Source organism: Agrobacterium tumefaciens, from assembly GCF_005221325.1.
Lineage (GTDB): Bacteria > Pseudomonadota > Alphaproteobacteria > Rhizobiales > Rhizobiaceae > Agrobacterium.
This window is the reverse complement of record NZ_CP039890.1, coordinates 102,292-115,622: the sequence shown is the minus strand read 5'-3', so window position 1 is coordinate 115,622 and position 13,331 is coordinate 102,292. Positions and strand designations below refer to the sequence as shown.

At 57.6% G+C, this 13,331-nt stretch carries 12 protein-coding genes; 3 read left to right on the top strand and 9 right to left on the bottom strand.

Annotation, left to right across the window (positions count from 1 at the left end):
• Positions 1–60: 60 nt before the first annotated feature.
• The 3 genes from CFBP5499_RS26050 to CFBP5499_RS26040 all read left to right on the top strand — a co-directional run bounded on the left by CFBP5499_RS26050 (position 61) and on the right by CFBP5499_RS26040 (position 2,803).
• The gene (locus CFBP5499_RS26050; RefSeq protein ID WP_080830472.1) at positions 61–297 is read left to right on the top strand and encodes a DUF6894 family protein; all 237 of its coding nucleotides are present in this window, start codon (positions 61–63) and stop codon (positions 295–297) included.
• 168 nt (positions 298–465) lie between these two features.
• Positions 466–1,578, top strand: a complete 1,113-nt coding sequence (gene dinB, locus CFBP5499_RS26045) for a DNA polymerase IV (RefSeq protein ID WP_175416935.1) — start codon at positions 466–468, stop codon at positions 1,576–1,578.
• Positions 1,579–1,660: 82 nt separating this feature from the next.
• Positions 1,661–2,803, top strand: a complete 1,143-nt coding sequence (locus CFBP5499_RS26040; RefSeq protein ID WP_137066497.1) for a Fic family protein — start codon at positions 1,661–1,663, stop codon at positions 2,801–2,803.
• Positions 2,804–3,016: 213 nt separating this feature from the next.
• On the opposite strand, the gene CFBP5499_RS26035 is transcribed toward CFBP5499_RS26040, so the two are convergent.
• From CFBP5499_RS26035 to CFBP5499_RS25995, 9 genes are all read right to left on the bottom strand, one after another.
• Positions 3,017–5,209, bottom strand: coding sequence for a bifunctional diguanylate cyclase/phosphodiesterase (locus CFBP5499_RS26035; protein ID WP_080830471.1), 2,193 nt, complete (start codon positions 5,207–5,209; stop codon positions 3,017–3,019).
• Positions 5,210–5,328: 119 nt separating this feature from the next.
• Entirely contained in the window at positions 5,329–5,595 is a 267-nt protein-coding gene (locus tag CFBP5499_RS26030) for a hypothetical protein (protein ID WP_080830470.1), read from the bottom strand.
• A 17-nt stretch (positions 5,596–5,612) separates the two neighbouring features.
• Complete coding sequence (locus tag CFBP5499_RS26025) at positions 5,613–6,938, bottom strand: NAD(P)/FAD-dependent oxidoreductase (RefSeq protein ID WP_080830469.1); 1,326 nt, start codon at positions 6,936–6,938, stop codon at positions 5,613–5,615.
• A 12-nt stretch (positions 6,939–6,950) separates the two neighbouring features.
• Positions 6,951–7,841, bottom strand: a complete 891-nt coding sequence (locus CFBP5499_RS26020) for an ABC transporter permease (RefSeq protein WP_080830468.1) — start codon at positions 7,839–7,841, stop codon at positions 6,951–6,953.
• Between the two features lie 41 nt (positions 7,842–7,882).
• On the bottom strand, positions 7,883–8,833 hold the full coding sequence (locus CFBP5499_RS26015; RefSeq protein ID WP_013761327.1) for an ABC transporter permease: 951 nt from the start codon (positions 8,831–8,833) through the stop codon (positions 7,883–7,885).
• A gap of 125 nt (positions 8,834–8,958) precedes the next feature.
• Positions 8,959–10,620, bottom strand: a complete 1,662-nt coding sequence (locus CFBP5499_RS26010) for a peptide ABC transporter substrate-binding protein (RefSeq protein ID WP_080830467.1) — start codon at positions 10,618–10,620, stop codon at positions 8,959–8,961.
• A 139-nt stretch (positions 10,621–10,759) separates the two neighbouring features.
• Complete coding sequence (locus tag CFBP5499_RS26005; RefSeq protein WP_080830466.1) at positions 10,760–12,091, bottom strand: NAD(P)/FAD-dependent oxidoreductase; 1,332 nt, start codon at positions 12,089–12,091, stop codon at positions 10,760–10,762.
• Position 12,092: 1 nt separating this feature from the next.
• Positions 12,093–12,803, bottom strand: coding sequence for an SDR family NAD(P)-dependent oxidoreductase (locus tag CFBP5499_RS26000; protein ID WP_175416934.1), 711 nt, complete (start codon positions 12,801–12,803; stop codon positions 12,093–12,095).
• Positions 12,803–13,288, bottom strand: a complete 486-nt coding sequence (locus CFBP5499_RS25995) for a MarR family winged helix-turn-helix transcriptional regulator (RefSeq protein ID WP_026330963.1) — start codon at positions 13,286–13,288, stop codon at positions 12,803–12,805. Before CFBP5499_RS25995 ends, CFBP5499_RS26000 begins: the two co-directional genes overlap by 1 nt.
• Positions 13,289–13,331 lie beyond the last annotated feature (43 nt).

The following is a 13,331-nucleotide window of genomic DNA, read 5'->3' as shown; positions in this document are numbered from 1 at the left end:
CGGAACCAACACCCTGGGAGGTGGTTGAATAAAACTTCATAAGAAACAGGAAAGTATGCAATGCCACGGTATTACTTCCACTTCCGAGACGCAGAGGGCCTCTCGGTGGATGGGGAAGGCGCAATGCTTTCGAACGACGAGCGAGCCCGTGTCGAAGCCGCGCAAGCCGCTAGAGAAATGCTCGCAGAGAAAATTCTCAAGAACGAAGTTGTAGACGGCGCAGTGTTCGAGGTTGTCAGAGGCGACGGTGTCCTGATCGCAAAAATCCCACTAAGATCCGTTGTTCGGTTTGAGTGATGGGGCTTGCTCACTGATGCGCTGGTTGTCTGGGTCCTCCATGTCGGGTCTAACGGCGTCATCAGCGTGGGTCCTGGCAAATCCGAAAATTGGTTCGGGACGACTTGGAATCGTTTCTTCAGGCTGATATGTTCCCTGTTTGTTTCTGTCCGCCGTCGAGCGAGATCCATGACAGGCATGGCCCCAACACCGATCCGCAAAATCATTCACGTCGACATGGATGCTTTCTACGCGTCTGTGGAACAGCGTGACAATCCTGAATTGCGCGGTAAGCCGGTGGCAGTCGGCAGTGCAGCTGCACGCGGTGTGGTAGCAGCCGCAAGCTATGAAGCACGCGAATTTGGCGTCCGCTCGGCCATGCCGTCCGTCACTGCCGCGCGAAAGTGTCCCGACCTGATTTTCGTGCCGCCGCGCTTCGACGTCTACAAGGCCGTGTCCGAGCAAATTCGGGCAATTTTCGCTGATTACACGCCGCTGATCGAACCGCTTTCGCTCGATGAGGCCTATCTCGACGTCACAGAGAACCTGAAGGGGATGGCGATAGCGACCGAGATCGCGCTCGAAATTCGGGCCAGGATCAAGCAGATCACCGGTCTCAATGCATCCGCGGGCATTTCCTACAACAAGTTCCTGGCCAAGATGGCATCCGACCTCAACAAGCCGAATGGTCAGGCCGTCATAACGCCGAAGAACGGTCCGGCCTTTGTCGAGCGGCTCGCGGTCAAGAAATTCCATGGCGTCGGTCCGGCTACCGCGGAGAAAATGCACCGGCTCGGCATCCAGACCGGCGCGGATCTGAAGTCAAAGCCGCTGCAGTTCTTGGTCGAGCATTTCGGCAAGTCCGGTCCTTACTTCTACGGCATTGCCCGCGGTATCGATGAACGGCAGGTCCGCCCAGATCGCATTCGCAAATCTGTTGGTGCCGAGGACACATTCAGCGTCGATATCAACGACCTCGATCTTGCCGCTGCCGAGTTGAGGCCGCTTGTCGAGAAGGTCTGGCGCTATTGCGAGGCGCAGCGCGTCAGCGGCAAGACAGTCACTGTGAAGGTCAAGTATTCCGACTTCACCCAGGCGACACGCAGCCGGACAAGCGCGTCGCCTGCCGTCGGAATTCAAGAAATCCTCGAGGCAGCATCGGCTCTGCTGGCGACGGTCTACCCCTTCCGTCGGCCGGTCAGGCTGCTGGGCGTGACCCTGTCTTCCCTAACCAATGATCAAGCCGTTGAGGACGAAGAACAACCGCAGCTCGATTTCGCCAAAAAGGATATGTGGAACTGATGCGGAGATTAAGTTAGATAATGTCCGCATGTCTGCGGAGATTATGCTTTCCATTCTCCGCATATGGGACTTATCTTGCACTATGACATATATCTGGCAATCTCCCCAATGGCCAAAGTTCGAATGGAAACTCGAACACTTGGCATCAAGGCTTGCAACCGTACGCTTTGATCAGGGGCGGCTCATCGGCCGTGTCGAAAGCCTCGGATTTCGTACGCGCGAGGCAACGTTCCTGCAGGCGCTGACGGACGACGTTGTCAAGTCGTCGGCGATCGAAGGAGAGCGACTAGATGAACAACAGGTCCGGTCATCGTTAGCCCGGCGGCTTGGCATCGACATCGACGGGTTCGTGACGCCGAACCGCTCTGTTGAGGGTATTGTCCATATCACGCTCGACGCCACGATCAATTGCTCACACCCACTAACGGCAGAGCGGCTATTTCAATGGCATGCGGCGCTCTTTCCAACTGGCCGAAACGAATGGGGTCACAAGCTTCGTGTCGGCGAGTGGCGTGATGACTCAGGTGGCCGTATGGAAATTGTTTCTGGCGCATTCGGATACGAGAAAGTCCATTATGTTGCACCACCGGCAGACCGCGTAGAGGCTGAGATGTCGGCCTTTCTCGAATGGTTCAGCGGATCGCATGATCTCGATCCTCTCGTTAAAACAGCTATCGCCCACCTTTGGTTCGTTGCCATCCATCCTTTCGGTGATGGCAATGGCCGCATAACCCGCGCAATCGCCGACATGACACTTGCACGTAGTGGCGGCGGCGCACACAGACTTTACTCCATGTCTGCCGCTATCGAGAGGTCGCGCACCGGTTACTACGAAGCCCTGCAATCGATCACAAGCAATGAATCTCTCGATATTACGAGCTGGGTCGAATGGTTCCTGGATCGGTTGGGCAACGCTGTTGGAGGCGCGCTGGCAACCCTCGACAACGTCATGCTGAAGAATGATTTCTGGCAAAGGCATGCTGCGCATGATCTTAACTCGCGACAAGCCAAGGTCCTCAACAGACTGCTAGAAGGCAACTTCGAGGGCAAGCTTACATCAACGAAGTGGGCGAAATTGACGAACGCATCCCAGGATACGGCGTCCCGCGACATTGCGGACCTGTTAGCGAAAGGGATTCTCCGAAAAGGCGAGGCTGGTGGGCGCAGCACGGCCTATGAACTGATTATGGATTTTCCGGCGAACCATATGTCCAGGGGAGCTTAATCCGCAGACCTTAGACTTCACGATGGCGCTTTGTCTGGGAAGCAAAAACACCGCTCTTCGGCGTAGTCGCGTCAACTCACCGAGCGTATTAACAGGGGCGCAGTCCATCCCGATCCGAAGTGGGTGCGGATTTGCAAGACGTGCCACCACGCCGCCGATGCCAGTAGCAACGCCAGTTTATCATGGGCTTCCGGTATGCTGCTGTCGCTCAGGCTAGAAATCCGTGTGACGTCGAATCCTCGACGTGAAATCAGAAGCCGAAAGCAGCGCGCGAGTTGCATCCGGCGTCAGGGGCCGTGAGAGCAAGAAGCCCTGAAGATGATGGCAACCCAAGCTCTTTAGAGTATCGCGTTGCTCCCTTGTCTCAACACCCTCGGCGGTAATCTTCAATCCCTTGGCCCGCGCGATATTGATCATCGCAACGACAAGAGCCCTGTTGTCGCTTCTGTGGATTTCCTCGATAAAGGATCTGTCAATCTTGATGCGATCCACATCGATCTTCTGAACCCGCGAGAATGACGAGTATCCAGTTCCAAAATCGTCGATGGCAAACCTGACGCCGGCTGCGCGCAGGGCTGCAATATTCCGCTCCGATCGGCCATCCTCGCCGGTGGCAGCACTTTCCGTTATCTCGATCTCCAGGCGGTTAGCCGGTATCTGCCATTTTTCGAGCGCAGCAATTATGTTCAGCGGATAGGCGGGCGAACACAGTTCCACTAAGGAGGCGTTGAGCGCGATGTCGATGTCGGGAAACTCTGCCAGCATGGAACAGGCGTCTTCCAGCACAATGGCACCGATTTCGTGAATGAGGCCGCACTCTTCCGCGAGCGGAATAAACCGTTCGGGGCTGATGTATCCGAGTTCCGGGTGTTTCCAGCGCGCCAGGGCCTCGAGAGAACAGAGCGTCCCCTCCCCCGCAGAAAAGACAGGCTGATAAAATGTTTCTATCTGCGCATGGCCATTGACCGCTTTACGCAGGTCAGCCTCCAGAGCTCTCCTCTTGCGAAGCAACTCGTCCATGTGGTCGCCGAATATCGCGTAAGTATTCCTGCCGGCGGCTTTGGCGTGATAAAGTGCAATGTCAGCCTGACGGATTGCCTCGTTTGCGTCAAAGGAGCCCTGCTTGAGAGCCACTCCGACACTCGCACCAATTGCGACATGTGCCCCATAGATTTCGAAAGGCGCTCGAAGGTCGTCAACGATGGCTTTTGCGGCATGCTCTGCCTGCACGAATTCGTTCAGCGTGAGAAGAACGGTAAATTCATCACCGCCGATCCGCGCAACAAGGCCATCGGGAAAAAGGCTCGTGAGCCGCGCTGCAACAAGCGATATCAATTTATCTCCCGCGGGATGGCCAAGCGAGTCGTTCACCTCCTTGAACCTGTCGAGATCGGTGAACAGGACAGCGTGTACCTCGTCTTCCTTCGCATTTTGCGCGGCCGCCGCAACCTTCGCGTTGAATTCCGAACGATTGGCGAGCCCGGTGAGACCATCATGTGTCGCCTGATATTGCAGTTGCTCCCGGCTCGACCGTAACCGGTTCGAGCGTCTCCAGAGTGCATTACCACCAATGCTCGCTGCACTGAATATAGCAAGGAACGCAATTGCTATGGCGGGAACGGTGGCCTCGAGGACCTTGTGGCCGGGCGTGAAGGGTTGCCACTCGAAGTAGCCGACAACCGGTCCGGATCTTGAACGCAGCGTAAGATATGAAAAACGCGGATCCGTCGGCTGATGAAGGGCAAAGCGCAGATTGTGGAACTGGTATTCCTGACCCACGGTCGCTGCGAGATCTCCGTCTAGAAAGCGAACCGCGACATGCAGATGTTGCTGCCCCGGTTGCTGCTCGATATCCCCTGTGTCCGAAACGATCGGTTTGACACTGACGATTGCCGGGCGCGAGCCAACGTAGACGATGTCCGCTTCGCCTATGGAGAGGACCTTGCTGCTCGTTCCGTCCTGATCGCCGGCAATGAGGCGCTCCTTCAGTCTCTTTGCCAATGGAAGATAGGCGACCCGCAAACCATCGCTAACGGTCGCGTCATTGGGAACGACAACAAATTGGTAGATTGGATTGAGATCCTCTGTCAGCACGACTGCTGCGTCGTGTCCGAAATATGTGTTCATCCATACGCCAAGATTGGTGTCCATCCAGTCGCGATTTCGGGCAACCGAATTCCTGACCGCGTCATCCCAGACAGTGGCGCTTTCCTGATCATGAGCAATTGATGACCTCAGTTTTGAAACCGTAAGAGCGACGACATCGCGCTGTCTAGCAACCGCGATAGCGTCGCTTGCGACCGCCGCCCAGTAAAGTGACAAGAGAAGCAGCCCACATATAGCGATCGACACCATGATGGGCAGGCTAAATCTCCAAAACCATTTCGACTGCAAAAGGGTTAGCATTCGTTCATGTCCGCCTGTGTTTCATCGACCCTACGAGGATGAACCTTAAAACGGCTGGAACCAATATAGTTAAGGGAGGTCGAAACGGCTTTCGTACGGTGCCGCACAAAACTACCTCTTCACGGTCGTGGGCCTGCGATGTTCCGCCTCGGAACGGGAGCATCCTTCGCGGCGGCATCGTCAATCGGGCCGGAGACATCGTCGAATGGCATGAAGCCGGCGTTGTTGAACACCAGGTTGAGATCGGGATGGGTTCTCGAATAATTCGCGCGCGGCGGACTGGATGCTGTCGAGGCTCGATACATCGAGCTTGATGGCCGCCATGCCGGGATTTTGGCCGCTGTCACCTCGTCGAGCAAGGCGATGCGTCGTCCGGCAATGATCACCTTGTGGCCGTGCCGGTTCAGGCATGGGGTGGCAGTTCGGCCCCTGCTAGTTTCGTGGATATGTTGTCGCGCAGCCGGTAATAACGCAGCATCATGGCTGGCGCGAAACCCATATAGAAGGGAGCTGCTTTCAGTGGTTCCAACTTCAGGGCTAGTTCGTTTTCCGTCTTGCCGAGTGCCCATTCCGAAAGAATGGAACCGAGCATCGAGCCGGTCGGCACACCACGGCCCGAAAGACCGGTCAAAGCCACAACGCCGGGCGCAAGACCATAAAACCGCGGAACGGTGCGATATTGCATATCGAGTTCGCCGAACCAGAAATACTCCCAGCGGATATCTTCCCGGAGCTTTGGATGCAGCCATTTGAGCCTTTCGCTCATGACCTGTCTCGTATAGGCCATGTCGCGGCCGCGGCGTCCCATGGGAAACATCGATGCGACGATCCGGCCTTCGGCATTGTATTTGTAGACGTAGATGTCGCCGCGACCATCATGAATGGTCGTGTTCTGCGGCAGGACGGTCCGGTGTGTCTCTTCGGACAAAATTTGCGTCGCGGCAACGAACACGCGTTGAATCTTGAAGGTTCGATCCAGCTTGGGCCAACCACCAACCGTATAGGCGCCAGTGGTAAAGATCACTTTCGACGCGACCACTTCTCCGCGATCGGTCTTGACCTTCCAGCCTCCGGTTATGTCGCGCTCGCAACCCGTCACTGCCGAGCCGGTAAATATCTTCCCGCGCTCCTGGATGACAGCACGGCCGAGACCGCGGGCGTAACCGAGCGGATTGAGGTGACCTGCCTCTTCGTGCAGCCAGCCGCCGTCGAAACGGGGACTGCCGGTGACCGCTTCCACCTCGTCACGGTCGAGCAGCCGGGTTTTCGCGCCCACCGCATTATAGGTCTCGACCTTGCGCCTGATCTCATCCATGGCGCCCTTATGCGGGGCACCCATCACATAGCCGTTCTGCACCCATTCGCAGTCGATCTGATAGTCGCGGATTATGCTCGAGACACGGTCATTCGCCCGCGTTTGCCGTTCGATCAACCGTTCCGCCCAGGGTTCACCCAGCATCCTGCGCAGTTCGGGCAGGCTATAATGGGTAAAGGTCGGGGTGCAATGTCCGGCATTGCGGCCCGAACCGCCGAAGCCGATTTCCTGCCGCTCCAGAAGCACGACATTGATGCCGGTTTTCGCCAGCTCCAATGCGGTCGTCAGACCGGTATAACCCGCGCCGACGATGCAGACATCGGCCTGCACACGACCGGAAAGAGGCTCCGTATGCGGTGCTGAAGCTGCGGTCGCATACCACAGTGTCACGTCAAAGGGTGAGAACGAAACCATCTGCCGACACCTTCAATTCAGGTCACTGCGCGCATCGAGCGCATCACGAAGCCCATCACCGATGAAATTGAAGCTGGTGACGGCAAGCGTGATGGCGACTCCAGGTACGATGGCGAGCCAGGGCGCCTTGTCGAGATATTGCTGGGCTCCGTTCAGCATATTGCCCCAGCTCGGCAGAGGCGGCTGAATGCCGTAACCGAGAAAGCTAATATAGGCTTCCAGAAGGATGGCGCGCGCGACTGTCAGGGTCGCGGCGACGATGATGGGGCCGACAGCATTCGGCAGCAGTTCCCGGAACATGATCCAGCCATTGGGCAGGCCGAGCATACGGGCTGCCATGACGAAGTCGCGTTCGCGCAGAGACCGCACTTCCGCCTCAACCAGGCGGGCAATTTCCATCCAGCTCGTGACGGCAATGATAACCGTGATCATGAACGGGCTCGGCTTGACGAAAGCGGCCAGAGCGAGAAGCAGGAAAATACTCGGGAAAGACAGAAAGGCATCGACGAAACGCATCAATATCGCGCCGATGCGCCCGCCATAATAACCGGCAACGACACCGATGATGGTGCCGATCAGCGTCGACAGCACCATGGCGAAAAACCCGACCAGCAGTGAGATGCGGCCGGCATTGAAAAGGCGTGCGGCTATGTCGCGTCCGAGCGGATCGGTGCCGAAAATATGGTAACCGGTCATCGGCGGGGCAAAACGGGCGCGCAGATCGATGAACAATTCATCGTAAGGCAAGAGATAGGGCCCGACCACGCAGGCGAAAATCATGACGGTGATCATGATGAGGCCGAGCACAGCAAGCTTGTGGCGGGCGAAACGGCGCAGCGTGCGGTTCTGCCACCAGTGGATCCGCGGTGCGGCCTGTGAGGGATGGAGGGTTGCAGCGGACATGGTCTTTCCTTCGATTGAGTGCGGCGTTTCGTCGATCGGCTCTATCCGAGCCGGATGCGGGGATCGACGAGAGCGACCATGAGGTCAGCGAGCAAGCTTCCGATGAGAACGAGGATTGCGGAAAACATCAGAAGCCCCATCACGACGGGGTAATCGTGATAACCAAGGCTATCGAGGAACAGGCGGCCCATGCCGGGCCAGGTAAAGACCGTCTCCGTTACGAGGGCGCCGCCGAGAATCGTCGGGAGCTGGAGACCGGCAAGGGTAATCATTGGCAGAAGTGCATTGCCGACGACGTGTTTCATCAGAACCCGGCGCGGGGTCAGCCCCTTGGCGCGGGCGGTACGGACGAAATCCTGATTGATGACATCAAGTGTCGCAGTCCGCATATAGCGGCTCCAGACGGCGATGTTGACGAGGGCGAGTACCAGGCTCGGCATGATCAGGTGAATTGCGTAGTCATAAAAGGACTGATCGCCGATCGTGTACATGTTGCCTGCGGGCAGCCATTTCAGCCGAAGCGCGAAAACATAGATGGCTACCAGCCCGAACCAGAAGGTGGGAATTGAAAGCGCCACCATGGCCCCGACCGTCGCGGTGTAGTCGAACAGCGTGTAACGCTTGGTCGCCCCCTTAATACCGATCCAGGTGCCAACAAGAATGGATACGACGGTTGATGAGACCATCAACAGCAGGGTCGCAAACAAATGCCCGGAGATGATATCGAGAACCGGTCGCTGGTCGCGATAGGATTTCCCCCAATCGCCTTGCAGCAGGCGCCAGGCCCATTCAAGATATTGCACCGGCAAGGGTCGATCGAGACCCATCTGGTGGGCGATGCGATCGAGCGCCTCCCGCGTCATGCCGGGCGTCAGGGCAAATTGCGACAATGGCCCGCCAGGCGCGAGATTGAGGATGGCAAAACCGATGATCGAGACAAGTAGCAGAAGTACGAGGCTCTGCCATATCCGGTGGAGAAGAAAGGTCAGCATGATGAGACTCCAGGTCGCATCGTGGAACTGGCTAGCAACCATCCACGAATAGCCGTCAGAGTGCCGGCTGCTTCAAAGCCGGCACTTCACATGGATCGGGCGTAAAGCCCTGTCTGCGGCAGGCTTTACGCCAGACGCCAGGTCGCAACGTTCCAGGTATCGATGCGGTTATTGACGTTTGGCTTCACGTTTTCGACGCCCTGCTTGTGACCACGCACCGTTGCGTACTGGAACAGTGGCAACAGCGGCAGTTCCTTGCGCATGATCTCCTGGATCTTCAGGTAGACGGCCTTGCGCTCCTCTGGCACGAAGAGACTGCCGCCCTTGGCCAGAAGATCATCGACGTCCTTGTTGACGAACTGCCAGGTATTCTGGCCCGAGCCGCCTTTTGCAGCGCTCGACGTCGAGCGGAAGAAGTCGGATGTGTCGGGATCCGGGCCGGTCAGGAAGTCGAGCCCGACGATAACCGAATCGAACTTCGACAGCATCCAGTAGTCACCCCACATGACAGCCGGCGGCAGGTTCGAAATGGTCATCTCCACGCCGATATCCTTGAAAGATTGCTGCATGTATTGCTGAACCTGTTCGCGGATGTGATTGCCCGCTGTCGTGGAGCAGGTGAAAGCGAGCTTCACGCCGCCCTTGGCGCGGATGCCATCCGCCCCGGGCGCCCAGCCCGCATCATCGAGCAGCTTTTTCGCTTTCTCAATGGAATATTCATGCTTGGGTAGATCTGGATTGTAATAGAAAGACTGCTGCGGAACGTAGCTTTCGGTGGGTGTGGGCAAACCGTAATAAAGTGCCTCGATGATCGATTGTTTGTCGATCGCCGCATAAAGCGCCTCTCTTACCGCCGGCTCCTTGAACTGTGGACGTTCCATGTTGAACGAGAGGGATTCAATCGTGGAGCCCGGAACGACGTTGACCACCTTGCCGGCGAGATCCTTGGCCTCGTCATAATGGTCGGGTGTGATCCATTGCAGGCCCACCACGTCTATGTCGCCGGTCTTGAACTGGGTGTACATCACATTCAGGTCGGGCACGTATTTGTAGACCAGACGCTCTATATGCGGGCCATCACCAAAATAATCGGTATTGGCGTCGAGCAGAATGTAGTCACCTGCAACCCGCTCCTTCCACTTGAAAGCGCCCGTGCCGACCGGCGCGTTGTTATAGGCGGCGGTATTGCGGTCAGCTTCCGCACCTAGGAGGTGCTTCGGCGTAATAAATGTGGAAGCAAGGATCGAGGGATAGGGCGCGAAGGGCTTTTCCATCTTCCAGGTTATTTCCGTTGGCGAAACCACGGTCAAATCCCGTACGAATTCGTGCCCGGTCTTGCGCCATGAACGGAAGTTGGGATCGACCAGAAGTTCAAGCGTGAACTTCACGTCTTCAGCGGTGAACGGCTTGCCGTCGTGCCATTTGACGTCGTCACGCAGCTTGACCTTCCAGTTGAGACCATCGGCGGAAATGCCGCCGTTTTCGACCGTTGGCACTTCGGCGGCGAGAGCTGCGACGAAGGCACCTTTCTCATCGACATAAAACAGCGGATCGAAGATGCTGAAATGGATACCTTCATCCACTTCGATATGCGGCATATGCGGGTTGAAGACGGTTGGCTCCTGCGAGAAGCCAACCGTGAGCTGGCCTTTGGCGGCCTTGTCCTGCGCCATGGCGCGGGAAAAACCCGGAAGACCGGAAAGGACGACGCCGGATGCGCCGAGCGCCAAAAGGCCGAGTGCCTGGCGGCGGGTGGTATTGATAAGCGGCTTGTTCTGGTCGGACATTTTTAGTTCCCCTTGTTCCGATGGTTGAACACGACGATTATTTTTGCTTCCGCCTCTTTGGGCGGTACTACTCCCATCAGCAGTTGCCTGCCTCATGCGTCAAAAGGATCGGCGGCACGGGCCCGCCGTGTTTGCCATGTCAAAAGCCGCTGACCAGTTCGATCTTCGAACCGTCGCTGAAGCGGCTGAAACGGAAATCGCGACGATCGACAATCGGATCGCGGCCTGTGACGATATCAGCCATGAGTTTTCCCGCCGCCGGGCCGATGCCGAAGCCATGGCCGGAAAAGCCGGTTGCGACATGAAAGCCCGGAATGGCGTCGATACTGTCGATGACCGGAATGGCGTCAGGCGTCACGTCGATCATGCCCGCCCAGCGCTGCGAAATTTCGGCCTTTTCGAAGACCGGGAAGGCTTTCTTCAGCTTGGCAAAGGCGCCGTCCGTCATGCCCATCGCCGGAATGGGATCGAGCACACGATTATATTCGAAGGGCGAAGCCTCATCGAGCGCCCAGCGGCGCGGGATGCGCCATTCATCGAAAAAGCGGCCGGTCAGGCGCAGGTCGAGCGAGCGCCACTCATGCCGCAGGGCCGGCAGGAACTTCAGCGCATAACGGAAGGATGCGGGCACGATGTCGACAATATTCTGGAAGCCGTTGGCGATCGTATATCCGCCGTCAAGCCGTTTGCGGATCGCAAAACCGTTCGACCAGATCGCCTCTTCCGGACCGCCTTCCAGCGGCTTTGTGCGCAGCACGGAATTCATGACCTTGAGCTGCGGCAGATCGAGACCATTATTGCCGAGAAACAGGCTGGACCACGCGCCACCCGCCATCACCGCCGCCTTGCAGGCGATTTCACCGCGCTCTGTCACGACACCCGACACCTTGCCGCCGGACAGCTGCAGACCGCGCACGGCGCATTCGGTCAGGATGAAAGCGCCACGGTCGCGGGCAGCTTCGGCGATGGCCGGGGCGGCGCGCTGCGGCTCGGCCCGGCAATCCCCGGCCGTATAGAGCGCACCGGCGACATCCATGTTGGAGCCGGGATATTTCGCCTTGAATTCCGCTCTACTCAGCATGCGGCTTTCAATCTGGTAGCCTTCCAGATTGCGGTTCCAGCGTTCGTGCTCGGAAAATTCCTTTTCGTTTGCGCATGTAAAGACGATGCCGGAGCGCTTGAAACCGGTCTCCCGTCCTGTACGACGATTGAGATCCGCCCAGATGCGCAGCGATTCTGCCATCAAGGGCACCTCGCGTGGGTCGCGGCGGGAAATGCGCACCCAACCCCAGTTGCGGCTCGATTGCTCATGACCGATACCGCCCTTTTCGCAAAGTGCAACACGCAGCCCCTGATCGACAAGTTCGAGCGCGGTGGAGGTGCCGATAATGCCGCCGCCAATAACGACGACATCGACTTCTTTCGGCAATTCCGCATCGCCATGGACGGGAACGACATAAGGACCGGGCATGTCAGAAAAACTCCTCGAGCTGGCAATTAATGGCGAATTCGGCGACGGAAGCCTCATTCGGTAGGGACAGCAGCATTGCAATGATGCGGGCAAGATCGGCGGGGTGGGTCATTTGGTCCGCCGGCCGTTCGGAAAGGGCGGTCGCCATATCGGTGGCAACGAAACCGGGGCATACGGCTGTGGCGCGCACGCCGTTTTCGAAGCCCGCCTGCCGGATGGCATGTGCAAGCGCGACCGCCGCGAATTTGGAGAGAGAATAGCTGCCGGCAGATGCGGACTTCACCCGCTTGCCGGAAAGGGAAGCGAGGATGACGACCCGGCCACGACCACTTTCGCTCAACGCCTCCCAGGCGGCCTTAACCAGCCTTCTCGGCGCCTTGACGTTGACCGCAAGCATGGCGTCGATATCGTCGTCATCCGCTTCGATCACTGTCTTCGGGATCATGATGCCGGCATTGGCCACGACCGCATCGATACGACCGAAATGCTGAAGCGCATCATCCGCCCAGCGTTTCTCCGCACTCGCATCATTTGCGTCATACTGGGCAAGATGGACCTGTCCCTCGCGACCGACAGCCCATTGCGGCAGCGAAGGGCTGCGCATACCAAGCGATACCGACCAGCCTTCACCAAGAAGAGTAGCGGCGATATGGTCGCCTATACCCCGGCTTGCACCGGATATGAGAGCAACGCGTTTTGTCGTTCGCTCCATCATGCAAGCCCCACAATATGGCGGTAGGCGCGACGCAAAATGTCGATAACCTGCTTCTGCTCGTCTTCCGGGATGAAGCTGAAGAAATCGCGCGATTGCTGCGGAACGATCTCCCGGATTTTCGTTGCAAGTGCCGCTCCGGCTTCGGTGATGTAAAGCTCCTGGGCGCGGCTGTCCTCCTGCGACACTTCCCGGCGTATCAGATCGTGCGACACCATCTGGTCGATGATCCTGCCCATTGCAGACCGGTCCCGCATCGTCAGATGAGCTATCACTGAAGGACGGATACCCGGGTAGTCATCGACGAGCAGCAGGGTCGTGATCTTTCCAGTTCCCTTCGCCACATCCAGCCCGTCCAGCCGGGCATCGAGATCGCGCGATACGGCAAGGTTGATCGTGCGGATGTAAAAGCTCAGCGTGTCTTCAAGCACATCGAGATTGATATCGGTTGGCGATGTCGGCGGATTTTCAGTTGGTTTGGACATGGAGTTTCCGTTCGAATGGTCAAAGATCAGCATTGGCGCACAC